Annotated in this window: 22 protein-coding genes; 9 read left to right on the top strand and 13 right to left on the bottom strand. The window is 41.2% G+C overall.

Annotated elements, in window-relative coordinates; translation table 11 throughout:
- Positions 1 to 32: 32 nt before the first annotated feature.
- Positions 33 to 1,481, bottom strand: coding sequence for an MFS transporter (locus HMAT_RS07135; RefSeq protein WP_158655655.1), 1,449 nt, complete (start codon positions 1,479 to 1,481; stop codon positions 33 to 35).
- A gap of 120 nt (positions 1,482 to 1,601) precedes the next feature.
- Here HMAT_RS07135 and HMAT_RS07130 point away from each other — a divergent pair, with 120 nt between their 5' ends.
- From HMAT_RS07130 to HMAT_RS27710, 3 genes are all read left to right on the top strand, one after another.
- Positions 1,602 to 1,934, top strand: a complete 333-nt coding sequence (locus HMAT_RS07130; protein ID WP_104382062.1) for a helix-turn-helix domain-containing protein — start codon at positions 1,602 to 1,604, stop codon at positions 1,932 to 1,934.
- Positions 1,935 to 2,048: 114 nt separating this feature from the next.
- Positions 2,049 to 2,342, top strand: a complete 294-nt coding sequence (locus HMAT_RS07125) for an aldehyde dehydrogenase family protein (RefSeq protein ID WP_104382061.1) — start codon at positions 2,049 to 2,051, stop codon at positions 2,340 to 2,342.
- Positions 2,330 to 2,437: an aldehyde dehydrogenase family protein gene (locus HMAT_RS27710; protein WP_158655834.1), complete on the top strand. Its 108-nt coding sequence runs from the start codon at positions 2,330 to 2,332 to the stop codon at positions 2,435 to 2,437. The genes HMAT_RS07125 and HMAT_RS27710 overlap by 13 nt, the downstream gene beginning before the upstream one ends.
- A gap of 183 nt (positions 2,438 to 2,620) precedes the next feature.
- On the opposite strand, the gene HMAT_RS07120 is transcribed toward HMAT_RS27710, so the two are convergent.
- From HMAT_RS07120 to HMAT_RS07110, 3 genes are all read right to left on the bottom strand, one after another.
- Positions 2,621 to 3,052, bottom strand: a complete 432-nt coding sequence (locus tag HMAT_RS07120; protein WP_158655654.1) for a hypothetical protein — start codon at positions 3,050 to 3,052, stop codon at positions 2,621 to 2,623.
- Positions 3,053 to 3,261: 209 nt separating this feature from the next.
- A complete protein-coding gene (locus HMAT_RS07115; RefSeq protein WP_104382059.1) occupies positions 3,262 to 4,191 on the bottom strand; it encodes a DMT family transporter in 930 nt (309 codons plus the stop codon).
- A gap of 30 nt (positions 4,192 to 4,221) precedes the next feature.
- The gene (locus HMAT_RS07110; protein WP_104382058.1) at positions 4,222 to 5,214 is read right to left on the bottom strand and encodes a 2-hydroxyacid dehydrogenase; all 993 of its coding nucleotides are present in this window, start codon (positions 5,212 to 5,214) and stop codon (positions 4,222 to 4,224) included.
- A gap of 166 nt (positions 5,215 to 5,380) precedes the next feature.
- On the opposite strand from HMAT_RS07110, the gene HMAT_RS07105 reads away from it, so the two are divergent.
- Both HMAT_RS07105 and HMAT_RS07100 read left to right on the top strand, forming a co-directional pair.
- Positions 5,381 to 6,466, top strand: a complete 1,086-nt coding sequence (locus HMAT_RS07105; RefSeq protein ID WP_104382057.1) for a nitronate monooxygenase family protein — start codon at positions 5,381 to 5,383, stop codon at positions 6,464 to 6,466.
- 135 nt (positions 6,467 to 6,601) lie between these two features.
- Entirely contained in the window at positions 6,602 to 7,318 is a 717-nt protein-coding gene (locus tag HMAT_RS07100; RefSeq protein ID WP_104382056.1) for an MIP family channel protein, read from the top strand.
- A 115-nt stretch (positions 7,319 to 7,433) separates the two neighbouring features.
- On the opposite strand, the gene HMAT_RS07095 is transcribed toward HMAT_RS07100, so the two are convergent.
- From HMAT_RS07095 to HMAT_RS07080, 4 genes are all read right to left on the bottom strand, one after another.
- Positions 7,434 to 8,459: a low specificity L-threonine aldolase gene (locus HMAT_RS07095; RefSeq protein ID WP_104382055.1), complete on the bottom strand. Its 1,026-nt coding sequence runs from the start codon at positions 8,457 to 8,459 to the stop codon at positions 7,434 to 7,436.
- 295 nt (positions 8,460 to 8,754) lie between these two features.
- Positions 8,755 to 10,806 carry a glycoside hydrolase family 16 protein gene (locus HMAT_RS26990; protein WP_158655653.1) on the bottom strand — a complete coding sequence of 684 codons (2,052 nt, stop codon included), beginning with the start codon at positions 10,804 to 10,806 and terminating at the stop codon, positions 8,755 to 8,757.
- Complete coding sequence (locus HMAT_RS07085) at positions 10,807 to 12,357, bottom strand: RagB/SusD family nutrient uptake outer membrane protein (RefSeq protein ID WP_104382054.1); 1,551 nt, start codon at positions 12,355 to 12,357, stop codon at positions 10,807 to 10,809.
- A gap of 25 nt (positions 12,358 to 12,382) precedes the next feature.
- Positions 12,383 to 15,436, bottom strand: a complete 3,054-nt coding sequence (locus tag HMAT_RS07080; protein WP_104382053.1) for a TonB-dependent receptor — start codon at positions 15,434 to 15,436, stop codon at positions 12,383 to 12,385.
- A gap of 178 nt (positions 15,437 to 15,614) precedes the next feature.
- Here HMAT_RS07080 and HMAT_RS07075 point away from each other — a divergent pair, with 178 nt between their 5' ends.
- Both HMAT_RS07075 and HMAT_RS07070 read left to right on the top strand, forming a co-directional pair.
- Positions 15,615 to 18,509, top strand: a complete 2,895-nt coding sequence (locus tag HMAT_RS07075) for a two-component regulator propeller domain-containing protein (RefSeq protein WP_104382052.1) — start codon at positions 15,615 to 15,617, stop codon at positions 18,507 to 18,509.
- A gap of 96 nt (positions 18,510 to 18,605) precedes the next feature.
- Positions 18,606 to 19,124: a VOC family protein gene (locus HMAT_RS07070; RefSeq protein ID WP_199768566.1), complete on the top strand. Its 519-nt coding sequence runs from the start codon at positions 18,606 to 18,608 to the stop codon at positions 19,122 to 19,124.
- 3 nt (positions 19,125 to 19,127) lie between these two features.
- Here HMAT_RS07070 and HMAT_RS27705 read toward each other — a convergent pair whose 3' ends face one another.
- The gene (locus tag HMAT_RS27705) at positions 19,128 to 19,493 is read right to left on the bottom strand and encodes a DUF2809 domain-containing protein (RefSeq protein ID WP_371412040.1); all 366 of its coding nucleotides are present in this window, start codon (positions 19,491 to 19,493) and stop codon (positions 19,128 to 19,130) included.
- Positions 19,494 to 19,885: 392 nt separating this feature from the next.
- On the opposite strand from HMAT_RS27705, the gene HMAT_RS07060 reads away from it, so the two are divergent.
- On the top strand, positions 19,886 to 20,986 hold the full coding sequence (locus HMAT_RS07060) for a hypothetical protein (protein WP_104382049.1): 1,101 nt from the start codon (positions 19,886 to 19,888) through the stop codon (positions 20,984 to 20,986).
- 30 nt (positions 20,987 to 21,016) lie between these two features.
- On the opposite strand, the gene HMAT_RS07055 is transcribed toward HMAT_RS07060, so the two are convergent.
- Both HMAT_RS07055 and HMAT_RS07050 read right to left on the bottom strand, forming a co-directional pair.
- The gene (locus tag HMAT_RS07055; protein ID WP_104382048.1) at positions 21,017 to 21,535 is read right to left on the bottom strand and encodes a hypothetical protein; all 519 of its coding nucleotides are present in this window, start codon (positions 21,533 to 21,535) and stop codon (positions 21,017 to 21,019) included.
- A gap of 61 nt (positions 21,536 to 21,596) precedes the next feature.
- Positions 21,597 to 22,112, bottom strand: coding sequence for a hypothetical protein (locus HMAT_RS07050; RefSeq protein ID WP_104382047.1), 516 nt, complete (start codon positions 22,110 to 22,112; stop codon positions 21,597 to 21,599).
- A gap of 126 nt (positions 22,113 to 22,238) precedes the next feature.
- Here HMAT_RS07050 and HMAT_RS07045 point away from each other — a divergent pair, with 126 nt between their 5' ends.
- The gene (locus tag HMAT_RS07045; protein ID WP_158655651.1) at positions 22,239 to 23,063 is read left to right on the top strand and encodes a hypothetical protein; all 825 of its coding nucleotides are present in this window, start codon (positions 22,239 to 22,241) and stop codon (positions 23,061 to 23,063) included.
- A gap of 3 nt (positions 23,064 to 23,066) precedes the next feature.
- Here HMAT_RS07045 and HMAT_RS07040 read toward each other — a convergent pair whose 3' ends face one another.
- Both HMAT_RS07040 and HMAT_RS07035 read right to left on the bottom strand, forming a co-directional pair.
- A complete protein-coding gene (locus HMAT_RS07040) occupies positions 23,067 to 24,401 on the bottom strand; it encodes a GH1 family beta-glucosidase (RefSeq protein ID WP_104382045.1) in 1,335 nt (444 codons plus the stop codon).
- A gap of 268 nt (positions 24,402 to 24,669) precedes the next feature.
- A complete protein-coding gene (locus tag HMAT_RS07035) occupies positions 24,670 to 25,461 on the bottom strand; it encodes a hypothetical protein (protein WP_104382044.1) in 792 nt (263 codons plus the stop codon).
- Between the last annotated feature and the right edge of the window lie 87 nt (positions 25,462 to 25,548).

The raw sequence follows: 25,548 nt of genomic DNA, 5'->3' as shown, positions 1-25,548 counted from the left end.
AGTCTTCTTTACTCCTATACTTCATGGTATTATTAGACTTCACAGTCATGCTTTTGCTGAGCGGTAATAACGTTACGCTTCTTTTTCCCAGTTGCGGGTAAGAAGATAATACAACAGGCAACCAATAGCAATAATAAAACAGATACTGTGGTAGCAGAGCCGTAAGCTACAATAATATTGTTCAGCCGGAAAAAGGAATTCCCATTTTCATGTAAGAACAGGCCGACAACAAATGTAATACCGAGGCAGATGGACAGTTGCTGTACGGTAAGGTAAATCGCGGATCCCACGCCGATCAATCCCTTGCTGAGATCTTTTAAGGCTAGGGTCATCAGGGATGGTAGGACACTACCACAGCCAAGCCCATAAAAGAAAAAGAGCAGATGAAGCTGATCGCTTGCGACATTTACCTTATTGAGAACAAGTAAATGAAGAAATAGGCCCATAACCATTATTCCCAGTCCGATGAGTACAACGGCTTTGCCATGGCGTTGAATAAACCTGCTGACCATGATGCTGGCAACAACATAGCCTATACCCTGATAGACGAATGCGATGCCTGTCATTGTTGCTGTATAGCTTTTGTGATGCTGTAGATAATTAGAGTTAATAATGAAATAAGCATCTTGAACCATGTAATACGCTAATGCCGCAATCAGTCCCAGATTGAAAACCTTGTTGCGGAAAAGGGAGAAGTTAAAAAGCGACTGTTGTCCCGTTTTGTATAGTTTCTTCTGCTTTTTTAGGAATAATAGTGTAAAGATAAGTGCAGCTGCCAGCAATAGGATAGACCAGATCGGCCAATGCAGCTCAGGGCCCATGACCAACGGAGATATTATGCCCATCAAGAGTATAAATAAACTCAGCATCGGTATAAACGAAATTGTGGATCTGGGGTTTGGCTGGTCCCGGGGGACATAGCAGTAAGCAGCGATACAGGCGAGGATACCTATTGGAATATTAATTAAGAAAATAAGGCGCCAGCTTTCATGAATCCAGGACTGATCGGGAAGTAACCCCCCGAGCAGCTGTCCGATCACCGAGGCAATACCTGCGATGCTACCATATATCCCCAAGGCCATAGATCGCTTTGAGGCGTCTTCAAAAAGCACAGTGATCAGAGCGATACCCTGTGGTACCATCATACCTGAACTAATCCCTTGCAGTAATCTCCCCAGTAGCAGAAGGTAGATATTGGTTGACAGCCCACATAAAATTGATGCAAAGGTAAAACCGGCCATACCCATGACATATAATTTTTTTTTGCCAAAATAGTCTCCGGCATTGCCTGCATTGATCAGTAGGCTGGCATAACCAATAATGTATAAGATGATGATCCACTGGGTTGCACTATTGCTCAGATCCAGGGCTTGTTGTATGGTCGGTAGGGAAACATTGATAATGAATAGATCGATGACAAACAAAAAGATGCCAATGGATAGGATAAAAATGTGAAGCAAATCTTTAATTCGGAAGCGCATATAGCCAAAGTTTTTGATAATTTTATAGTCAAAAGTAGTTTGGATATTTTTTATAGTCAAGTAGTTATAAATGATGTACTTAGTATGGTTTTATGAACTAATGGTCAGTATGAGGTGATTATGGATGAAAAAAAAAGTGAATTTTTTGGAAGTTGTTGTGATGTCAATGGTATTTTCAAGATCATTGGTGGAAAATGGAAGGTTTTACTTATCAAAGCCATTGCAAAAAAATGCCCTAAACGGTTCGGGGAATTGCGAAGGGAGATGGCTGATATGGCGCAGACCACATTGACCGTACAATTGCGTGAACTGGAGCGCGATGGTATCCTTTGCCGACAGATTTATGCAGAATCACCACCGCGTGTAGAATATAAGCTGAGCGAAATGGGCAAGACTTTGCTGCCGATTATTGAGCAGCTGGATGAATGGTGGCTGCACTATAAAAAGAGTTAAGATGAATCGCGCCTGTAACACGATAGACATGAGCCATACAACAATGTATTTTTGAGCTACACAACAAAACTTGACCGGTTGATTTTTGTGAACTTTGGATAAAAATAGAAGATCATGAAAAAGATAAATCGGTTTTTAATTAATGGCGAAATTGTACTACCTCATGGCACGGAGAGCTTCGATTTGATCAATCCGACCAATGGCCAGCACATAGGTTCTGTTGTACTTGGTGATGAATACGATGTGTATTTGGCCGTTGAGGCGGCAAAACAGGCCTTAAAAGGATTTTCTCAATACGGCATTTCTGAACGAATAGCACTGCTTCGGCGTTTAAAAGACGCTGTAGCGGGCAAAAAGCAGGAACTAATCGACGTGATGGTGCTGGAGTATGCAATATCGACCCCTTAGCGTCTTTCGGCGGCTTTAAGCAGTCGGGAGTAGGGAGGGAGTTTGGTGTTTTTGGACTTGAAGAATACCTTGAATCAAAAACTATTTTAGTGTAATTAGTGGTTGCATTTCTTTTAGGATCTTGCTATAGGTTAAGTGCGCAAGATCCTAAAAGAAATTTATCCCGATCTTGGTTTTGAAGATCTTTCTCATTTCTCTTTTGCTTTAAAAGGGGAGTCTGGTAAAGCGCTATCTTGGCCTATAATAGATCAATAGCCAAATAATCTGATGCCGTTGATCTATGCCTGTAAGGCTTCCTTCATTTTTTCGATGACCCGAGCTGAAAGATCAAGATCTTGCATAAAAACAACTTGTCCCGTTGATTTTTCCAGGATTGTTAAGTCTGAATAATTTTTTCTGAATGTAGAAAAAATTGGCCTTTGGGCAAATGGTAACTGTTTATCAATAATGGATACCTTATAGCTGCTAAAAGGGTAATCTTTTTTTCCGATGCTTATGTGGTCGTTGTGTATAATACAACGATTCTGCCGATAGGTAGAGAAAAGTAAGGCCGGCAGTAGCACAAAGCCAAAAAGCGAAAAGGCACCAAATGAAATAATTGTACTGGTACCGGCAATAAGCCCCATAAGATTATAGAATGATCCATACATAATGAAGGGAGCTAAAATGCTGTAGAAAATAAGTGTACTCCGTGATAAGTTGACTTTCATAACTTGATTTTAATCTGATCTGTGTATACGCAAAATTACCAAAAAGTGCAGATTTCTAATTCATTAACCGATTATCGATGGACTTCCCTCTATATTCGGGTACGCTGACAGCATAATTGCGGCATTACGTCTTTTTCACACTAGCTTTAAAACTGTTTTAACGCTGTTCAGGATTATGTATCCTTTTACCAGCATTCAGAATTCATTGTTTATATAACCTGTGAGGATTGCTTTTTTGTGTCCTTTGCGGTTCCGAGTAAAACAATAGTTAATATTATACATGCGGTACCCATCCAGTCTGTAAAGGCAAATGGGGTGTTAAGCCATAGTACCGCCAGCAATGCCGCAGATAAGGGTTCAGCGGAGGCAAGGAGGCTGGTCTTTTGTCCACCGATTAATTTCACGGCTGTGAGATAGGCATAAAAGGGAATTAGCGTTCCAAAAATAACAATAAACGCTGTATAGGCATAAGTCTGCATATCCCAGACACCGGCTACCTCCCAGGGAACTCTGACAAAACAAAATGCAGCTCCGCCGATAAGCATGCCCCAGCCGATGACAATGGTTGACTTATACTTACTTAGGAGATAAACAGGTTGTAAGGTATAAAAGGCAAGTGTTACCGCAGACACCAGCCCAAAGAATAGGGCGATTCCAGAGATCGAAAGCGTGCCCATTTTACCATGGGTGACCAGTAGAAATGTACCTAACACGGCCAGTATAATTGCCAGGCATGTTTTGCCGTTTGGAAATTTTCGCTCTTTTAATGCAATATAAATGGCGATCATCACTGGGCCGGTATATTGCATGACCGTTGCTGTAGCAGCATTGGAATAGTTGATCGCCGCAAAATATGAATATTGAACGGCAAGCACGCCAACAATACTGAATAAGAGCAGATCAATAACATCTCTGCCGTTGCGCCAGATAGTCCATAGGTCGCTGTGGTTGCTTGCTCCTGCAAGGATTAAAAGGACGGCACCAGTGATCAACATTCTAATGGTAATAAGCCATTCAACATTTATGCCTCGTTGCTGAAAAAGAAATTGGCCAAAAGTTCCGGAAACACCCCAAAGTATAGCTGCACTAACAGCCAATAAAAAGCCTTTCAAAACTTTATTGCTATCTGTATTATTCATCTTAAGTTAATGATCTCTTCGGGTGCAGTGCTATAATATGACCTCATTGTCTGTCGTTCCGGTGGCCAGGATATCAGCAATACTCTTTAATGTACGTTGAGAAATTTGGGTGAGTGCTTCCGTTGTGAAAAAAGCCTGATGTGCCGTTACTAAAACATTTGGAAAACTCATCAATAACTGGATGGTGTCATCTTCTATAATAGCTGTGGAGAGATCTTTGAAAAATAGTTTCTCTTCCTGTTCATACACATCTATTCCTAATAATCCTATTTTACGCTCTTTCAATGCACGAATGGCATCATTTGTATGAATAAGATTACCACGGCTTGTATTGATGATGGTAACCCCGTCCTTCATTTTTGCCAGTGATTCTTTATTGATGAGGTAATGGTTATCTGGTGTAAGTGGACAATGCAATGAGATGATATCGGAGTCCATAAATAACTGGTCGAGACTTTTGTATTGAACACCGGCTACGATCAGATCCTGATCAGGATACAGATCATAGGCAATGATATCTGCACCGAATCCAAGGGCAATCCGGATAAATGCTTTTCCAATTTTACCTGTTCCGATAACTCCAATCTTCTTCTGATGGATATTGAAGCCCAACAAGCCATTTAAGGCAAAGTTTTGCTCACGGACACGATTATAAGCTTTGTGGGTTTTCCGGTTGAGTGTCAATAGCATCGCCATCGTATGTTCTGCAACAGCTTCAGGAGAATAAGCTGGGACACGACAGACCGGGATACCGAATTCTTTCGCGGCCGCCAGATCGACATTATTGAAACCTGCACATCGCAGGGCAATCAACTTTATACCTTTCTGTGCAAGGACTTCGATTACCTGCCGATTCAACTTATCATTGACAAAAACACAGACAACCTCTTCGTTTTCAATTGCATTGACAATATGAGGGCCAAGATGGGTTTCATAAAAATTGAATTGAAAACCGTAGGTCTCGTTTTCCCGTTCAAAAAAGACTTTATCGTAAGGTTTGGTTGAAAAGAAAGCTATTTTCATAAAATTGTATTTCTATGTAAATATACGGTATTAATTTTTTATTCGGTTTAAATTTTGTCGAATAAATAGAGCTAATTTTTGCGAAATGCCCAATAAAAGCGCTAAATTAGTTTAAAATCACCATAAAGTTATCCGATTAACTTTTGGACATAAAAATCACATCATCATGAACTGGTCTACTCAAATTACAGCGTTATTAGGCACAGCATATCCGATTGTACAGGCACCTATGTTTGGTGTAACGACACCGAAGATGGTTGCAGCAGCTGCTGCAACCGGCGCGCTGGGCACATTGGCACTAGGAGATGTACCCTACGAAAAATGCATCGCTGCCATTGCGGCAACAAAAAGGTTGACAGCACTGCCATTTGCCGTTAATATCTTTGTTAATAGCATGCCCAAGGTATCCGAAAAACTAAGATCTCACTATAGTAAAGTTAGTTCATTTATAGCGACACTGGCTCATCAGCACGGGTTGGAGGTGGAGCTGCCAAAGTTTGAGGAAATTCATCTGACCGATTATCGGGAACAGGTTGCGGCCATTATCGCAAGCGAGTGCAAAATCGTTAGTTTTACTTTCGGCAATCTAGATGAACCGAGCATAGCTTTATTAAAGGAAAATAATACACTTCTTATCGGCACTTGTACCTCGGTTGCTGAAGCGCAGATCCTGGAGGAATCAGGTATCGATATTATTTGCGTACAGGGACTGGAAGCTGGGGGACACCGTGGAAGTTTCCATGCGACTGCCATTCCGCAGATTGGCGGACTTTCTTTGTTGTCGCAAGTACATGATCATATTGACAAGCCATTGATTTATGCTGGGGGTATATACAATGCCCGAACATTGCTTGCCGCAAAGCAATTGGGAGCTGCAGGTTTTCAGGTGGGCAGTTTATTGCTTAAGTCTAGGGAAAGTGCGTTACTGGATTTTGAGAAACAACGTTTAAGCAGGGTACAAGAGTCGGATATCATTTTGACGCGGAGTTTTTCGGGTAGATTTACGCGGGCAATCATAAACACTTTTATTGAAACGTTGGATGGAACGGACTATATTTTACCTTATCCCTATCAAAATAAATTAACGAATGCCTTAAGGAAGGCAGCAAAGGCAAAAGGAAATACAGATTTCGTCGGTATTTGGGTTGGACAATCCATTCATCCTTATCGGGACGGTTCGACCGGGGATATCCTTCAGGAGCTAATTCGGGAAGTTGAAGGGGTACAGTTAAATAATGCGATAAGTCACTAGACGATGTAACTAAAAATACAATAATGTCACAATTTCCTAAGGGTGTAGATATTGTTCTACAATAATTTATTCCTTATTCTTCTTTTATATAGAAAATGATTAAATTAGAGTTAACTAAGTTATAAACAGATTCATATGGAAATTAAAACATCTTCAAAGTTTGTTGCCGAACTAATTGGAACATTTGGTTTGGTACTATTTGGTTGTGGCGCAGCTGCTATTGCTGGCGCCAATACCATGGGGGGACTTTCGGGGTTAGGCCTCCTGGGCATTGCGGTGGCATTTGGTCTATCGGTTGTGGTCTTTGCCTATGCCATTGGTGGAATTTCAGGCTGTCATATCAATCCGGCGGTGACAGTTGGGGTACTATTGGCAGGAAGAATGTCTGCTAAGGATGCAATCGTATACATCATTGCCCAATTTATCGGTGCGCTTTTGGGGGCATTTGTTTTGCAACAGATTTTAAGCGGTCAATTAGCAGGTTTTACAGCTGGCGAATGGGCGTATGGGTCTAATGGATGGGGGAAAGGTTATCAGAATGAATATGGTAATGCTTCGGCCTTTCTGATTGAAGCCGTTTTAACTTTTCTCTTTCTTTTTGTCATACTGGCAACAACATCAAAGGTAGGAAACGGTACGATGGCGGGCTTAGCCATTGGATTTACATTGCTTTTAATCCATTTGGTAGCCATACCCGTTACCGGTACTTCGGTTAATCCTGCCCGTTCATTCGGCCCGGCAGTGCTTGCAGGTGGCAAAGCATTATCACAATTGTGGTTATTTATTGTTGCACCGCTAGTGGGGGCCGCGCTTGCTGCGGTCGTATGGAGAGCCCTGGAACCTAAAGATTAATTATTATAAAGAGCACAAAAAAGCGCGCAAGTAAAAATAGGACTTGCGCGCTTTTTTGTGTCTTGAACTCCTGTTTCGAACCAATGGTCGTCCCGTAGTTATACCTGCTGTAAACCTATGCCTCTTTTAAATCGCTGATAAAGGCTGCGACTTTTTCCTCATCGGTGGCCCAGGAGGTGATGAGTCGAATGGCGTCATAATCCGCATCGACATTTTTCCAAACATAGAATTGATAATCCGTGCTCAAGTGTTCTATAACTTTTTTTGGTAGGATCGGAAACAGCTGATTTGTGGTGGACTGCGTTAGGAAGGTATAGCCTTTTTCTCGGACCGCCGTCGCAATACGCATCGCTAGTGTATTTGCTTTCCGTGCCAGATCGAAATACAGATCATCTTTGAAGAGTTCTAAAAACTGAATGGATAGAATACGTCCTTTGGCTAACATGGCACCTTTTTGCTTGATCGCATAATCAAAATCGGTCGCCAATTCGGGTTTATTAAAGATAATGGCTTCACCTAAAAGCGCACCATTTTTTGTGCCGCCAATATAAAAGACATCAGTATACTGGCTGATGGTTGCAAGCGTTAAGTCGTTATTTTCTGCGGTAAGAGCGTGCCCTAACCGAGCCCCGTCCATATAAAGTAACAGCTGGTGGGACTGACAAAATTGATAAAGAGCTTTGATTTCGTCACTGCTGTAAATCGTGCCTATTTCTGTCGAATTAGAAATATAAACAATGCGTGGCTTGACCACATGGGGAGCAAGTGCATATGCAGCTAAAACTTCGGCGATATCCCCGGGTCTTAATTTTCCATCTACTGTTTCAGCTGTAATCACTTTGTGTCCCGTGGCTTCGATGGCACCCGTTTCATTTGCAGCAATATGTCCTGTTTTTGCACTTATTACGGCCTCATGGACACGAAGGAGGAATGAGATAACCAACAAATTCGTTTGGGTACCTCCTGATACGAAATGGATTATTGTGGCTGGATTATTTAATTTTTCTCTTAAAACTGCTTTTGCCTCTTGTGCATACTCGTCCTCTCCATATCCAAGTTGTTGTACCAAATTGGTTTCAATGAGTTTATCCAAAATGCGGGGATGGGCTCCTTCCGAATAGTCGTTTTTAAAGTTGTACATAGTAAGTGTTTTCGCTCTGGGATCCTTTTTAATATTTACTAACAGCTTTCGCTCTTTTTCCTGATCCTTGTTTCAAAAAATAGATGCCAGAAAAGCTGATCGCCGTTTGTGCATTCAAAAGTATAAATAGCTTCTTACTTTTTTCTGCTTTTGAACAAAAAAAATATTATAAAGGAAATCATCACCAAAGCTTGCGGCGGAATCGGAAAAGCGGCGTTCATCAATGTCCAAACCGCCTGTCAAGGTGATCTGACAAGCGGTTTTGGTTTTTAAAAGAGAACGAACAAATGAAATTTTATTCTAATAAATTATAGACACGGACATAATCAATTTCAAATATTGCCGGAAATATTGTGTCGTCGACACCTTCCTTACTACCCCAGTTGCCACCGACAGCCAAATTGATTAACCAATGGAAATTCTGGTCAAAGGGCCATTCCTTGAAACTCTTATTTTCATTGTCCACGTGGAAAATTTCCTGCTCATCAACAAAGCCTTTGATATAGGTTGGCGTCCAGTCGATACGATAGTTGTGAAACCTGTCGGAAACGCCGGATACCTTTTTTTTACTTGTTTTCTGTGTGTTTATGCCATGATTGTACGCTTGGGTATGTGTAGAAATATGAACCACATCCTGATCGTATCCAACATGTTCAAGTATATCTATTTCCCCCGAATTGGGCCAGTCACCATATTTCCAATCGGTAGGAAGCAGCCAGATAGCGGGCCAGGTGCCAAGGCCTCGCGGTAGTTTTGCCCGAGCCTCAAATCTGCCGTAAGTGAAATCCCCCTTATTCTTGCTGGTCAGCCGCGCGGAGGTATAGGATTTACCGCCTTTATTTTCTTTTTTCGCTGTAATCTTCAGGACGCCATCCTGGACCAGGGAATTTGATCGTGAAGCTTCCATATAATATTGTAATTCATTGTTTCCCCAGCCGTCATAGAGAGAACCGATATCGTAGGACCATTTGCTTTTATCCGGTAAGCCCGAGTAATTAAATTCATCAGACCATATCGGCACTGGCGAAAAGTGATAGACTTTGCCGCTGGTCTTATTTGAAGTTGATTTCACATAAAAAGGAATATTTGCCGTCGCAACGTTGTTATTTCCATCGTTTGCATATACAAATAGCCGATAGGCACCTTCTTCGGAAGGAGCAGTTAATGTACCCTTTTCGTCGGAGCTATTTTTAAGAAAGCCGGCTAGCGCCTGTGGTCGTTCTTCACGGTCACCACCTTCTTTAAGGTCAGTGCTCTCATGGAGAAGTTCCCAGCGTATCCTTAATTTATCCCCGTCGGGATCGTGTACAAAAACTTCCACGGGATAGGTCTTACCGGATTCAAGATAGATAAAATCTTTTGCCTGCCTGTTGTCCAATAAAAGGGAGTCCAGTTGCGGAGCTCGATTGTCGGGCCAGTTGCCCGACCAAAGGTATTGCATCACATCGACAACCTCATTTTCTTCCCCTGCTTCGGTAAACAATCCATACCAGGTTGGCGTACGTTCTTGTTTCTGTCCCCATAGGAAGACATAAGAGCCCAGACAGTTCTTATCCTGACCGATAGAGGCTTCGTATCGGCTTTTATAAACGGTTGCTTTCTCGTGGCTGGTCTCTTCAATCGATGCACCCCAAGGTGTTTGTAGGCCTTCCCAATGGCCCGTGGGACCCCATTCTGTCACGATATAGGGTTTGTGCCAGCCTGTTTTTTGCAATTGCTCAGGTACGGAGGCAAGTCCGCCATACACCTGCACGGCAATAAGGTCCAATGCCGGACATTTGCTTTTGATATAATCAATTTCCTTTTGATTTATACCGGCGAGCATCGTGGTGACCAGGTGATTGGGATCTAATTCATGGATCATCTTGGCAATGGCATTGACAGCATCCCAGACCTTGGGATTACTGTAATGCAGGTTGAGTTCATTGCCGATTCCCCAGGCTAATAGGGCCGGATGATCTTTGTATTTCAGGATCACTGTGCGTAGGTATTCTTTTTGTTTTGCAACAGCTAATGGATCGTTGTAATCGAAGCCATGCCGTTCTGTTTTCACGTCAAGACCCAGGGTTACCGTAAGTCCCAATTGTTGTGCCTTATTCAGGATTTCATCCGCTTGGTAAGGGCTCCATGTGCGTATGGAGTTCCCTCCATACGCTTTTAATTGTTCCATATTGCTTGTTCCGCCCGCACCTTTGATGAAGTAGGGCTGCCCGTTGCGCATGATCGTAAAGCCGCCGCCGACCTTAGTAATTGTTGTTTTAACAGGTTTCCCTTGCTGTCCCCATCCGATGGGGAGGAAGAGAAGGTTGAGCAATAGAAATGTGAGTAGTTTTCCTGCTGTCATCATTTATCGAAAGTTAGGATTTGCATCTATTTGAGTTTGTGGTATAGGGATGAACTCACTTACGCCGGGAGTGAATTTTGCACCGAATACTTCTTTTGCCTTTCCTGTACGGACCAAGTCATTGAAACGCTCGCCCCACCATTCACAGGCAAATTCGGCGCGGCGTTCGTCTAAAATCTGATTTAAAGTGACATTGTTAATTGCTGTTAGTTTGGCACGTTCACGGATCAGACGAAAAGGTTCATCACCATTTTGTCCCTTCCTGACTTTGGCCTCCGCATTTAATAAAAGTACATCCGCATAACGTAATATCCGCACATTATTGTTCGCTCCATATTCCAGTCGACCTGCCGTCATCTGTGATTTTGGGAGATAAGCCTTGCCGTTGAAATATTTGACACCGAAGGGATTTCCATAGACAACATCGCCACTTGGTGTTGTTGCCGTGGTTGCCGGGTTGCCGTTAATGCCACAATATAAAATTGTCGTTTTTAGGCGTTCGGTTTCGCCTCTATTGGTTAAGAAATCGACGATATTTTGTGAAGGCGGCACCCAGCCGGCACCAGAAATAGGGCTGCCTTTTTGATCACCTGAGGGACCTTGCCACTTGAAAAACGTTCCCCAATCAACACCGGGACGAACAATATCCCCGGTTCCCAATCCAAAATCTGAGTATTGCAGTTCAAAGATAGATTCGTTTGACAGTTTTCCCGGAATTTTAAAAAGTTCGTAGTAGTTGGGGTATAGCGAAAATTTGCCACTTGCAATAATCTTGTTTGTAGCATCGAGGACCTCATTCCAATGGGGACTCCCATTATCGTTTCCGGCCAAATCTGCTGCGGCTTTAGCTTTTAAAAGAAGTGCGGAATATCGTGTTACCGCACCAACATGCTTGGATTGATTAGGACGAGCATCTTCAAGATCCTCCGAACAGGCATTCATTTCATCAATGATAAACTGGCGGACCTCTGCGGCTGTACTTTTATTGATTGTGGCCAGGCGACCGATATTATCGCTGTCAATTAAAATAGGTACATTTCCAAACAGACGTGATGCCATAAGATGGGCATAGGCCCTTAGGAACCTGACTTCGGCCTTGTATTGTTTATTGAGTTTAATGTCGGCTGTATTTGATGCGGGGATTTTTGCAGCGAAATTATCCAGCTCGATCAATGCGTTGTTTGCTGCAATAACGAGACTGTAATAACTGATCCAAGATTGATTTAACCCCCAATACGATTGAATTGTGACATCATTTTGAAAATTTTTGATCCCCATTAATTCGGGATTATCATTTGGATTCGGTGCAGCCTGTTGGTAGTCGTCATCGCGCATACAACGAATTGAAAGATCAATCCAATGTACTAGATTATCATCTGAAGCCGAACGATATACACCGGAAACAGGACCATACATCAAAGCAGTATTGCTGTAATCGATCTCCTCAGAACGCTGTTGGTTTTCTAAGGGTTTGTCCAAAAATTTACTACAGCTCGATAGGCCAAAAGAGACGCCTAAGCAGCTTGCAATCAGGATATATTTAAAAGTTTTCATGCAGTTTAAATTAAAGGGTTGATAGTTAGAACGATACTTTGACACCTAGACTATAAGTAGAAGCGATCGGATACACATTGGCATCGAATCCCATTCCGGATATTTCTGGCGTAAATCCATTGTATTTGGTAAAAATAAAAGGCCGGTCAGCTGTTGCGAAAACACGTATTGGTATTTTGTTCAGATCAAAGTTATAGCCCAATTGTATGTTCTGTATTCGTAGGTAAGCTCCACTTTCAACAAAAAAGGAACTGGCTTGAAGATTCCAGGGGGCAACGGAACCTTTTGCGGAGGGATGTGTATTACTGCTTCCTTCTTCGGTCCATAGGTTTTCGATAAATGCGGCATCTGCGTTCATCTGATTATATTTTCGGCGCATTGCACGATTAAGATTATGAATCTTGTTGCCGGCTACACCTTGAAAAGCAACACTTAAATCAAATTTTTTATAATCAAATGCTAAGTTAAATCCATAAGTAATAGTGGGAAGGTAGTTGCCCAGGTTGATGCGATCTTTCTCATCGAGTTCGCCATTGTTGTTTTGATCTTTGTATTGAAGATATCCCGGTAAAATCGGTGTATTTGGATTTTGTTGGTTGTATATTTTTGCGATAGGATCTGCATCAATCTGAGCCTGGTTTTGGTAGACCCCTGCGACTTCATAGCCATAATAGAAGTTAATGGGCTGATTAAGTTCTATCCGTGCCGGAAATTCCGCTGACCATTCCGGATAACCATTCATGATATTTTCCAGTCCACCAAGATTCTTTACCCGATTTTTTAGGGTGGTTAGGTTTCCGCCTATTGCATATCCGAAGTCACCGACCTTGTCTTTCCATTGCAAACCGATCTCCCAGCCACTGTTTGTGACACTGCCCCAGTTGCCATAAACACGATCCCAAGAAAAGGGGATAGGCCGGCTAAATGCAAGATCATTTGTCGTGCGGTGGTAATAATCTACTGACCCTGTCAAACGATTGTTCAACAAAGCAAAATCTAGACCGCCATCCCACTCTTCAACAACTTCCCAGCGGACTTGAGTGAAAAAACGGCCGACGCGGTATCCGGGTACTCGGATACCGTTTGTTGCTCCCTCGCTGCCAAATATACCTGAGTAGTTGTTGCCAGAATAGATCGTCGCATAACCTGCATTGGGCTGGATGCCATCGTTCCCCAATTTACCCCAGCTTCCACGGAGCTTTAACTGATTGAAAAGCTTTTGGTTTTCCATAAACTTTTCGCGTGTCAATACCCAGCCCAGACCTACCGATGGGAAATAGCCCCATTTCGTTTGGTATTTTGAACTTCCGTCCGCGCGGAATGTCGCGGTCAACAGATACTTGTTGTCATAATCATAAGTGCCTCTGGTAAAGTATGATATTCCTGCATTTCGAGATCCTCTTTCACCATAACCGGTGGCTGAACCGGTACCTTGGGCATCTACACCAACATACCAAAACTCTTCTGATGCAGGTACATCATTGGCTTGTACCCAGGTTTCTCGCCAGCGTTCCTCACGTGAGGACTGGCCTAATAATAGGGACCAGTGATGCTTGCCAGCCTGATCTTTATACGTTAAGAGGTTATCTAAAATATAATTGGTATTGCGGGCTTGTGCTGACCGTAAAAAGGAGCGGTCATTGCGCTGATCATTATCAATATAATAGACAGGATTATAATTTATATTGTGTGTGGACTGATACCGTTGGCTAAGCTGTGAACGAAAAGTGATTTTATCCTTCCACAATGTTGCTTCCAGATAAATGGTAGGCAGAATCTGGAAACCCTTTGTTTGGTTTGTATTGTAAAAGGCCGTTGCAATGGGATTGTTGTACCAAAAGCCGGATTGCATGCCGATCGCTGTACTCGAGCCAAATTTCTCCGGTTTGGCAAGTTCCAGGGAAGGATCATAGACCGGATAGAGCGGAGAGGCGAAATAAGCTTGTCTAAAAGCAGCATTATTCGGTGAGTAGGTTTTGAAGTTATTGAAATGTGCACTAAAACCCGCCTTTAACCAGTCTGTTACTTTGGCATCCGCCTGCATGCGGATATTGTATTTTTGGTTCATATTGCTGGCATCCATAATTCCATCCTGTTTGACATAATTAAGTCCCAAGGAATAGGTGATTTTATCGGACCCGCCCATGATGTCGAGGTTATGGTTGGTGATCAGGGCTTTGGAACGCAGGAGTTCGTTGAACCAATCGGTGTCCATCGCCGGATTGGTCTCGGTACCGCCAAATTTTTGCACCGAACTTTTTACAAAGGCTTCATTACCAATGGCTGTCGCATAGGCTGCATATTGCTGTGCATTGGCCATTTTGAGGACATTTGTAGGTGTTTGGAAACCAGCGAAACCATTATATGTAATTTTTGATTTCATATTGAGGCTTCCTTTTTTTGTGGTTACCAGAATGACACCATTTGCGGCTCGTACCCCATAAATTGCGGCACCAGAAGCATCCTTTAAAACGGAGATGTCAGCGATATCATTTGGATTCAGGAAGTCAATATTATCCATGAACATTCCATCCACAACATACAGCGGACTTTCATTATTGAAGGAACCCACCCCACGGACACGAACGGAGGGTGATGAGCCCGGTGCTCCCGAACTTACGATTTGCACACCTGCAACTGTACCTTGTAGCGCATCCATTGGATTGGAAACGGTACGTTTGACCATTTCTTCCATATTTACTGTGCCAATAGGGGCAGTTAGGTCGCTCTTGCGTTGGGTACCATAACCCACGACAACGACTTCATCGAGATTGAAATCTCCTTTTTGTTTGAGTTGAATAGTTAAAGTGGTTCCGTTTAAGGGGACTGTTTTTGTTTCATATCCCAGTGATGAGATGATGACATAATTGAAGTTGGAGGGAATGGCGAGTGTGAAGTCCCCGTTTTCATTGCTGCTTGTGCCTATTTTGGAGTTTCCCTGTACAACAATACTGGCGACAACAGGATTACCCTGTTCGTTTGTAATCCGCCCACTGATTGTTCTGCTCTGTGCACTGACCATATTCGTTAGGCAGGAGAACAGCACAGTACTGGCAATAATACTGATATTATTTTTCATGTGTAATGAATTGAAATTTAGGAATTGTTTATAATTATCAAGAACCAAAATTAGCCTTAGAAATGTGATTAATGAATTTTAAGGGTACTACAACATTACTTCATGTTGGGTTTTTCGGCTATAATTCAATATATTTGGGGTACGTCAAGTTTACGTCAGCCAATTGAAGGGAATTATTATGAAGTGTTTTGCCATCCTGTTTTTTATGCTATTTTCTGCTTTTTCAAATGCACTATCTGCACAGGATTTGCTTGGCTTGCCTTTGGTCTACAATTATAGTAAATCCGTATACCAGGGTGGGAGCCGCACCTGGGATATCAAACAGGACAGTCATGGCATCATGTACTTTGGTAACAGTGAAGGGCTGCTGACTTTTGACGGACGATATTGGAAAACATTTTCCTTGCCTAATCACACCAATATCCGTTCGATCTGGATTGATGCTGATGATCGAATTTATGTTGGTGGACAAGGTGACTTTGGATATTTTGAGCGTTCACCGCAATGGGGTTTAGTCTATCGGTCATTGCAGGATTTGGTTCCCGAAAAATATAGGAACTTTGCAGACATCTGGAATACCGTTGGCGTAGGGCAATCGGTCTTTTTTCGGGGTACCAATGTGATATTTGAATTAAAGGGGCAAAAGATTCAAGTACACCCAGCGGCTGTGGAATGGTATTATATGGGACAATCAGGGGGGATGCTTTATGCTCAGGATAAGAAGAATGGCTTGCTGGAGTTTCGTGATAATAAATGGAATCCCTATCTAAAAGACTTGCCTTTTAATGATGTGAAAATCGCTTCATTGATGCCTTTTGGCAAAGATCGTATGTTGTTGTCGACCTTAAATAACGAAACTTATTCGTTATTAAATATGAAATTGACACGATTGAACGCACAAGATGGCGACGGTAGCTACACACCGTCCTTAGCAAAAATTGATGATTCAACCTTTGTTGTCGGCAATGCTAAAGAAGGGTGCCACATACGCAACTTAGCTGGAAATACAATACAACGGATCGGTGTCCGCGAAGGTCTGCAAAATAAGAATGTCACCACCGTCTTTGTGGATCGGCAAAAGAATATTTGGATCGGTACGGATAACGTGATTTCTGTGATAAGTTATGGAAGCGCCATTCGGTATCTAAGACCCAATATGGAGAATGATGTGACCGGATATTCCGCCCTGATCTTTAATCATACACTCTATCTCTCTTCCTCCAATGGTGTATATTATGCAGGTATAAAAAGCGATCTAATAGATCAGAGCCGTTCACCATCCGTATTCTCCCTTCTTCAGGGGAGCGATGGCGGAGAAGCATGGCGGCTTGAACAGCTCAATGGGCAATTGCTTCTTGGACACAATAAAGGGTTATTTCAGATCCTGGGGCATTCCATCAGACCATTAAGCCGGGGGATAGGAACATGGAAATTGCTTCCGCTAAATATGGTGTATCCGATTGAAGAGAGCTTGGTCGGTACCTATCAGGGATTGGAGCTACTGCATTTTCATAATGGCGTTTTCTCTTCCAGTGGCGCGCTTAATGGGCCGTCCGATTCTTTTCGGTTTCTTGAACAGGATGAACATGGAGCAATGTGGGCTTCTCATCCTTACAGGGGGATCTATCGCCTAACACTTTCACAGGATAAAAAGTCATATCAGGCTCAACTCTACACGCAAAAGCATGGACTCCCCGCGGATTATCAGAATTATGTGTTTAAAATAAAAAATCAGGTGGTCTTTGCGACCGAAAAAGGGCTTTACAATTATGACTATGCTAGGAAGCGATTTGTGCCAAGCAAGCAATTTGCTGCCTTTAAAGATCTGACCATACGCTATCTAAGGGATGACCAAGATGGAAATGTCTGGTTTTGCACAAAGAAAACAGTCGGTTTGGGGCAATTTGATCCAAAACAGGAAACTTATCATTTGGTTAATTTCCCAGAAATAGAAGGTATGAATACCTCAGGCTTCGAACATATTTATAGTTTTGATCGAAATAATATCTATGTAGGAGCAGAAAAAGGAGCGCTTCATATCAATTATGATAAATATTTGAAACAAAGTGCAAAACCTATCGCTATACTATCGCGAATTGTCGCAACAGGGAAGGGAGATAGCCTTATTTTTGGCGGTTTTTTTTCAAATGCTTCAAAACGGGAACAGGCGTCTGCAAAGGATAGCGTTCTACAGTTACCCGCTGTTTTCAATTCTTTCCGATTTAGCTTCTCCTCACCAAGTTATGGCATACATCAACACCTCGAGTTTAGTTATAAACTTTCGGGATATGACGAGAATTGGTCGTCTTGGGCCCAGCATTCAGAGAAATCATACACTAATTTGCAGGATGGCAAATATACTTTCTTAGTGAAAGTACGGAACAACCTCAACCAAGAATCTAGTGTGGAGGAATACAGCTTTATCGTCTTGCCGCCTTGGTATAAGACTCTATGGGCAAAAGTAGGTTATTTTCTGCTTGCTATCCTTGCTGTATTGGCATTGATTCGTGTGCGAAAAATTGAACAGGATAAGCAACAATTGAAACATGAAAAGCAATTGGCTCAACTGCGCTATATTCATCAACTGGAAATTGAAAAAAATGAAAAGGAGATCGTGAAGTTGAATAATGAGAAACTGGCCAATGAAGTCATGACCAAAACAAAAGAACTGGCAAGTACAAGTATGCAGTTACTTGAAAACTCGGGCGCATTGATTAAAGTGAGAGATGAACTGGCTAAGTTGGATACGGGTGAAGATGAAACCTCCAATCTAAAACGTATCAATAATCTATTAAAAGACATCGAAAAGAACAGTGCCAACTGGAACCAGTTTGCCAGTCATTTTGATGAGCTCAATGATGGTTTTTTAAACAAGCTAAAGCTAAGACATCCGGGATTATCTCGTAATGATCTTAAAGTATGTGCCTATCTGAAACTTCATTTTACATCCAAACAGATTGCGCAGTTACAGAATATTACCGTTAGGGGAGTTGAAATCCACCGGTATAGATTGCGTAAGAAATTGCAGGTTGAAACGGAGCTGTCATTAAATGACTATCTAAATGCGATTTAAGAAAATTAAACTGATAAAATAAAATAGGATAGCCTATTTTTATAAAGCGTAATCATTACATTAGACCATTAGATCTGGATAACAAGTGATCAAAATATGAAAAGATTCTTTTTTATTGTCAGCATATTATCAGCGTTTTGCATGGGCTATGCTTTTAACGCGGTGAAGAACGGGGGGATAGAACCTCCAGTAAAAAGAGTAACAGGTATTGGCGGAATCTTTTTTAAGTGTAAAGACCCAAAAAAAATGCGCGTATGGTATGCCACTCATTTGGGACTGAATACGAATGAATATGGTGCAGTATTTGAATGGTACCAGGGCGCTGACAGCACCAAAAAAGGATTTTCCCAATGGAGCCCTTTTAAAGAGAATACGAACTATTTTCGACCCTCCGAAAAGGATTTTATGATCAACTATCGTGTCGAAAACCTTGAATACCTAGTTGCTGAATTGAAAAAAGAAGGAGTAGATGTTCTGGATGAAATCGAGACATTTGATTATGGGAAATTTGTCCATATTATGGATATCGAAGGGAATAAAATCGAACTATGGCAACCCAATGATGTCGCTTATGAAAATCTTGGAAAAAGCGTGGGCGCCAAAACCACGAAGTAATTTTCACAGCCGCATAGTGAGCTGTTTTTGCTTTTTTGCGTATGAATGGATTGATCGGTCCAATAGAAGAGCAAAAAAAGCGCCGGCGATATAAGCGAGCAAATCAGACCAAAGAAAACCCTGGCCAAATAGTAACCGCAGGAGCGGATGCATGCGGACACTGATCAATAATGGATGTTGTACCAGTTGTAAAAACTCTATTGTGAAACAAAAGACAAGAGTACTGACAAAACAAAAGTTGAACGATCGGTGGAAAAAAATAAACCTGCATAACCAGTAGACCATAAATGCATACAGACTATCGCCGACAAAAAGGGGGATAAACACCACTTTTCGCGATAACAATCCTAACACTATTGTTATGCACATTAAAATCAGGTAGTGAGTTCTTTTGAATTCCATCGGCACAATTTTTTTAGACTGTTGTTTGTAACTTCGTTCTGAATAAACTCCGCTAATCCTTTGTTTATTGCTATAATGTTCTCCAGCGAGGTGTTCCATCATCAATAATTGAGCTGGTAGTCTAAAAAATACGTTTTCCTAGTGTTCCCTTATTGAAAAACCTTTTGTTCATATTACGCTAGGATAATGGCCAAATATAAAAAGAAATTATTGTACGGAATAAAAAACGTACTTCAAAAATGCAGTGAGATCGGACCGGATAGATTTTGATGGAAGGAATCTGTATAAGATTTTATTTTAACGATTTTTGACATTTTATTATAATGACTATTTTATATTTTAGGGTGATCAATTGACTTATGCCAAAAATATTATTTCTGTTAAGCCTTTTTTTTAGTTGCAACATATTATTTGCTCAAATCCGCATCATTGATAGTCTGACTGGTGAGCCTGTGCCCTTAGTGAATATCTACGCAGAAGATGGTACATTACTGGGCGTAGCAAACACGAAAGGGGAGGTCGCACCAGATTCACTTCTGAAAAGTGCAAATTCAGTACTCATATTACAGCATATCTCCTATAATAATTATCAGGAAACAATTGGCTCGTTACGAAAAGAGAAAGTGGTTAAATTAATCCCTCGAAGGATTAAAATAGACGAGATCACTATTGCGGATAAAAGCAAATATGACTATCTGATTCTGAGGGGTTATTTTAGAAATACAACTTTTTTTAACAAGCGAACACGTTATTTTTACGATGGTATTATTGAATATTATATTCCATTGAAAGACAAAAAAGGGAAGGTCTACCATCGAATTTTGGATTATCGCATTTTCGAGGACTCTCTCGCTGCCAAAAATTTTAAAGAAGTAATGGGCAATTTTTTGAGTTGGAATCCACATGTGATGCGGATGAAGGCACAATCTGTTATCAATAATCTTCCGCCCAAATTTGTGCTGGTTCAGGACAAGGAACGGAAATTAATCAAAACGGGTAATCTGAATACAGGATATATCCAAAAGACAACACGTGGTGATGTGCAGGTCTATTTTGATGTCATTCCGCCTAATAGCCAAAAGGAAGTCAGTTTCTTCAAAATTAAAGGCCAGCAATACACGGGAGTGACGATGGAAAATTATACAGGGACAAATCTCGAACAGCCCGAGCCAAGTAAATTGGTCAGTAAGGTGGTGATGAATGTAGGGGCTATTAAAAGAGGTAGTAAATCAGAATTTGTCCCTTTCGATTTTTTGAGTGAATTTTATACACAGGAGCGCAAATTCATTACTAAAGAGGAATTTAAGGCAGTAAAGAAAGAGCTGACTTCAGGTCTCTGGCTAGAGTTGAAAAGCAGGTATGCCAGCAAATTTTGGCTGGACAATCCTAAATTTGGCATCCCACAGTTGAATCCGTTTATTGAGAAAAAGTTTGGTAAGGAGTTGCTCGAACTAAAGTAAGTCAACAGTCCGGGTATTGCTCGATTTGGATCACCTATTTCTAACGATGATGGTGTCGTTATTATAACATAAATGTCCCAACAGATCCATCGTTGCCAAACTGGCCGATAAGTCCTTTTGGATCTTTTTGTAATGACCTTTTGTAATATCCAATTCAAGCGCAATAGAAAGTATTTTCATGCGATTTCCATATTTATCCAATGGATAGATGAAAAAATAATTTGACCTACCTGCATATTTTATTGAAAATATCTGTCGCTTATAGGTATCATAGGCCGGGCCTATGACAAAATCATGATCTATATAATGAAGTGATTGAGATCGTTGAAAGTTTCGGCGGAGTTCTAATCGATCGCCATAGATCGTTAATTTGGTGGCAAATCTGGCGTAAAGGCAATAGCAAAAAAAGAGGAAAGAAAATAAAGCTAAACCTATCAATATCCAGGAGAAATTCTGCTTCACCGATAGGAGATAGCAAAGTCCCACCAAGACGATCAAGGGGGGAATCATATAAAATGTCCATTGATTATTGGGATAGTATACTTTCATGCGCTATTCTGGTTTGCTAAATCCTGGTTTTTACTTGAAATCGACTCTATACCAGTTGGAGCTATTCCCTTGTGTAGGATACGGTTTCAACCGAATTTCCAAAAATCTTCTTCTGTCCCTTTTGCTGTAAGAAGATTTCATGCTGTGCTATTTCAGCGGCGATCTTATAGATGACCTGTGTGTCATACTGAGGATGGATCGTTGCAAGCAGCTGTGCTTGCTGGCCAAAAATCTGAAGCTGATTTACCAATGAATAGTTAATTTTCATTTCATAAATATCCTTTAAATGGATGTCCAGATCTGTTTTTTTCTGTTGTTTGATGACCAGATGATGGCGATCGATAAGTACTTCTATTTTTGGATTGATAATCTGCAATAGCACAACAAATGGACCTATCACAATGATCGCAACCAAAAAGCCAATCCCTTTGGCTGATCCGAAATTATTGACGGCGTCGGCCATTCCATTGATTCCGCCATAGATAATACTGAAAATAATAAAAACAATAAACAGATAGGCGAATCCAAAGATTAAGCCTTTCTTAACGTTGTGTGATTTAAACTGGAAAGTCTTCATAAGGCGAAATTTGATATGTTATCTTCCTATTCAATATTCATTAATTGGATAAAGATATTTATATTTATCCAATTAATGATATAGACTTGGATAAGAATGTATACTTTCTTGTTAACGTACCGAAACTTGAAAAATAGTATTCAAATTGAACGAAAGAATCTAGGTAAAAAGGGGACCTATGCCACGGCAATTATGTTCGGCCTTATTTCCCTGTTGGGTTTTTTTTCAGTTTTTTGGGATTGGAAGTCGAGTATAGCACCCGTGGTTTGTGTGATTGTAACCTATTTTCTGAACCGTAGGATAATGATCTTAGAACATTTGAAATGGTTTTTCTTTGGATTGATTCTCGTGGGTCTACTTTTATCTTGGGGGATTCAGCTGTCCTTCTGGGTGTTCATCTTACAATTTCTGGCATTAACTTGTTTTCTGGGTGTGATAAGTTCTGTAAACACTATCCGGGATGATCGTCGCGATATTATTTTTTCAATGAATGCGGACCACTTTTCTTGCCTCTGTCCCGGGAATAATGATTACAAGGGCTATGCACTCAACCCTATGGGGTATAAAAAATACTTTATGACAAAAGATATTGATTCCATTCAGCAGGACAGGAGCGGGTTGCTCATTGTTGTAAAAGGAGAGATTTTGCGGCCAAGGGAATTAAGGGCATCTGAAATAGCACAAATTTTAGCCTATTTCAATGCCAAGGACATTGAATTAATAGCGGCTATTCCTTCTCCGCATATTTACCGAGAAGAACGGGAGCTTGCATGGGTTAAGATTTTGGTTTTTGGTATCCCATGTGCATTAGGTGGCCTTTCCATTTATTTCTTGGGCAATAACGGACGAAATATAGTCGTCAGCGCAATCAGTATTTTGCTGACCATCTTATTGGTACTTTTGCTATTGAAACTTGTCAATATATGGAAAAGGGGCTCACTAAATAAGTAATGTTTATTTTAAGAAATTAGCATACCAATGCCCTGATGATTTTATGGTGCGTTGTTGGTTTTGAAAATCGACATACACCAAACCGAATCTTGGGCGATATCCTTCGGCCCATTCAAAGTTGTCTAAAAAGGTCCAGACAAAATAGCCCTTCACATTTACGCCTTCTTCTTTTGCCTTATGGACATTTTGTATGGCTTTTTGCAGATAATCCATCCTTTTGGGATCATGTACCTGTCCGTGTTCAATTCGATCTTGAAAGGCGGCACCATTTTCAGTGACAATGAGGGGTGGCATATTAGGGTAGCTGCTGAATTTCTTTAACATATGGTAGATGGACCCGGGGTATACTTCCCAGTTCATTTCGGTCATTTCCACTTTACGTTCCTTGGCTGTTACGATCTTGGCTTGGAGGTAGGGAACAAACATGGCGTAACGGATCATCTCACGGGTATAATTTTGAATACCGATAAAGTCCATGTCAAATTTTAACTCTTTCTCGTCGTCCGGTTTCATGTATTTTTCAATTCGGTTGAGAATTTTGATTTCCTGCGTGGGATAGCCCATACCCAGAAGTGGTTCGATGAACAACCTGTTGAGTAATACATCGGCTTTCTTTGCCGCAATAACGTCTTTTTCTCTTGAAGTGAATGGCTCTACATGGGAACACGAAAAAGTAGTTCCTACCCGACTATCTGGTTGTAAGTACTTTATGATTCTGGCGCCATGAGCCTGTGCTAATGCGGCATGATGGGCAGCAGCAAGAAAATTGCCCAAGCCTTTTCTTGCCGGAGCGTGCACACCAAAGAAGTAACCTGCAGCCGTAAATACGGTGGGCTCATTGAGTACCATCCAGTTTTTGACGCGATCTCCATAACGGGCAACACAGGTGCCGACAAATTCACCGAACCATTCCTTGACATCACGGTTTACCCAACCTCCTTTTTTTTCCAGGGCATGTGGGAGATCCCAGTGATATAAAGTAACCCAAGGAATGATACCCAATTCCAATGAAAGATCGATCAGCCGATCATAGAAATCCATGCCCGATGGATTGGACCGTCCGATGCCATCCGGCAAGATGCGGCTCCAGGATAGGGAAAATCGATAGTTAGGGATATGCATTTGCTGCATTAAAGCAAGGTCCTGTATGTAGCGATTGTAGAAATCACAGGCCTGATCACCATGCTGATTCTGAAATATACGGTTTCTCTTCTTTACAAAGATATCCCAGATGGAGGGACCTTTGCCCTGATGATCATGTGCCCCTTCGATTTGATAGGCAGCCGTAGACACTCCCCATATAAAATCTTTGCCAAAGGCATCTTTGGTTAAATGCATTTATTGAAATATAGTTGCCAGTGACGTCGACTGACCTGAATATGAATTAATTTTTATGGAATCTTAGTGGTGAGTAAAATGAACTGAACCGACCTAAAAAGATTCGAAATATAATCCTTTGGAAAAAATAGTTGATCGTTTTCATAATTGATACATTAAAGTGTTAACTCCAATAATTATCCCACTATAAAGGAACGAAACTGATATTAACTGGATATGAATTATTTATTAAATATATGAAAAAATATCGACTAATCATTAGTCATACCTAGCAATCAAACTGTACAGTACCAACAAATGGATACGCAGCCGTAGATAAAATGACTATGGTTCTTGATTCTTCATAATCACGGGGGCTGGAGATGACAAAGTCCAGTTTGCCGTCTCGATCCAGGTCGCCAATAAATTCAAGTTCAGTCGCTGTGTCATGATAGGCAGATTGATCTATCAACGTACGCGTGTATTGACCATTAATAAAAAGCTTCAATGTATATTTTGCGTTTGGTTTCCGGTCCTCATCTTTATAGAATTCAATCCCCGAAGCGCGCAATTGATAACGGTCATTTTTATAGGTAAACTCGAATGATTTATTGGATGGGATAATCTTATTTGGGAAAGAGATGCTGTCTACAGCGCCATGTTGTATGTTAGCTATATTGAAAAACACCAAAACATCATTCTCCGAGTCTATGGTTTCTGTGGGCAATCCTGAACAGGGTTCCTCCTTTTCGTAAGTAATCTTATATTTTGCCTTTCCTACATAATATTTCCCGTTTTTACGATATAGTTCCAACCAGTTGTCATTAATTACTTTGGATACATTATTATTCTCCCAGACCCGATAGGCAAAGGGAAGCAGGAGATGCCCTTTTACCATTGAATCCGTTGGACTGCCAATTGCTGCAGGGAGAGCTTTCTTAGAAGAGATTTGCTGGAAAGATATCGTTGTATCCGTTGAAATTGGTGATTTTTTTTGCGTCAAATTCGTTGTCTTATTTTGACATGCCGATAATATAATGACCGAAAGAATGAAGAGGCCTGTAAATTTCAAATAATTCATGTATCGTATTTTACAGTAAAGATAAATAAAATATACCCCAGAATGCTGTATCGGTCAGAGGTGAAGTATTTTTTTAAACAGTTATGG

Origin of the sequence: Sphingobacterium sp. HMA12 (assembly GCF_002933815.1) — a bacterium.
Classification (GTDB): domain Bacteria; phylum Bacteroidota; class Bacteroidia; order Sphingobacteriales; family Sphingobacteriaceae; genus Sphingobacterium.
This window is presented reverse-complemented; position numbering and strand designations above follow the sequence as displayed.

Bases quoted from the DNA above. Each gene is read 5' to 3' on its own strand.
- HMAT_RS27705 (WP_371412040.1), bottom strand. From the start codon at position 19,493: ATGTGCATAACAATAGTGTTAGGATTGTTATCGCGAAAAGTGGTGTTT.
- HMAT_RS07115 (WP_104382059.1), bottom strand. From the start codon at position 4,191: ATGAATAATACAGATAGCAATAAAGTTTTGAAAGGCTTTTTATTGGCT.
- HMAT_RS07135 (WP_158655655.1), bottom strand. From the start codon at position 1,481: ATGCGCTTCCGAATTAAAGATTTGCTTCACATTTTTATCCTATCCATT.
- HMAT_RS07040 (WP_104382045.1), bottom strand. From the start codon at position 24,401: ATGCATTTAACCAAAGATGCCTTTGGCAAAGATTTTATATGGGGAGTG.
- HMAT_RS07085 (WP_104382054.1), bottom strand. From the start codon at position 12,357: ATGAAAACTTTTAAATATATCCTGATTGCAAGCTGCTTAGGCGTCTCT.
- HMAT_RS07110 (WP_104382058.1), bottom strand. From the start codon at position 5,214: ATGAAAATAGCTTTCTTTTCAACCAAACCTTACGATAAAGTCTTTTTT.
- HMAT_RS07060 (WP_104382049.1), top strand. From the start codon at position 19,886: ATGCCAAAAATATTATTTCTGTTAAGCCTTTTTTTTAGTTGCAACATA.
- HMAT_RS07075 (WP_104382052.1), top strand. From the start codon at position 15,615: ATGAAGTGTTTTGCCATCCTGTTTTTTATGCTATTTTCTGCTTTTTCA.
- HMAT_RS07100 (WP_104382056.1), top strand. From the start codon at position 6,602: ATGGAAATTAAAACATCTTCAAAGTTTGTTGCCGAACTAATTGGAACA.
- HMAT_RS07050 (WP_104382047.1), bottom strand. From the start codon at position 22,112: ATGAAGACTTTCCAGTTTAAATCACACAACGTTAAGAAAGGCTTAATC.
- HMAT_RS07125 (WP_104382061.1), top strand. From the start codon at position 2,049: ATGAAAAAGATAAATCGGTTTTTAATTAATGGCGAAATTGTACTACCT.
- HMAT_RS07080 (WP_104382053.1), bottom strand. From the start codon at position 15,436: ATGAAAAATAATATCAGTATTATTGCCAGTACTGTGCTGTTCTCCTGC.
- HMAT_RS07120 (WP_158655654.1), bottom strand. From the start codon at position 3,052: ATGAAAGTCAACTTATCACGGAGTACACTTATTTTCTACAGCATTTTA.
- HMAT_RS07070 (WP_199768566.1), top strand. From the start codon at position 18,606: ATGAAAAGATTCTTTTTTATTGTCAGCATATTATCAGCGTTTTGCATG.
- HMAT_RS07095 (WP_104382055.1), bottom strand. From the start codon at position 8,459: ATGTACAACTTTAAAAACGACTATTCGGAAGGAGCCCATCCCCGCATT.
- HMAT_RS07055 (WP_104382048.1), bottom strand. From the start codon at position 21,535: ATGAAAGTATACTATCCCAATAATCAATGGACATTTTATATGATTCCC.
- HMAT_RS26990 (WP_158655653.1), bottom strand. From the start codon at position 10,806: ATGATGACAGCAGGAAAACTACTCACATTTCTATTGCTCAACCTTCTC.
- HMAT_RS07035 (WP_104382044.1), bottom strand. From the start codon at position 25,461: ATGAATTATTTGAAATTTACAGGCCTCTTCATTCTTTCGGTCATTATA.
- HMAT_RS07130 (WP_104382062.1), top strand. From the start codon at position 1,602: ATGGATGAAAAAAAAAGTGAATTTTTTGGAAGTTGTTGTGATGTCAAT.
- HMAT_RS07105 (WP_104382057.1), top strand. From the start codon at position 5,381: ATGAACTGGTCTACTCAAATTACAGCGTTATTAGGCACAGCATATCCG.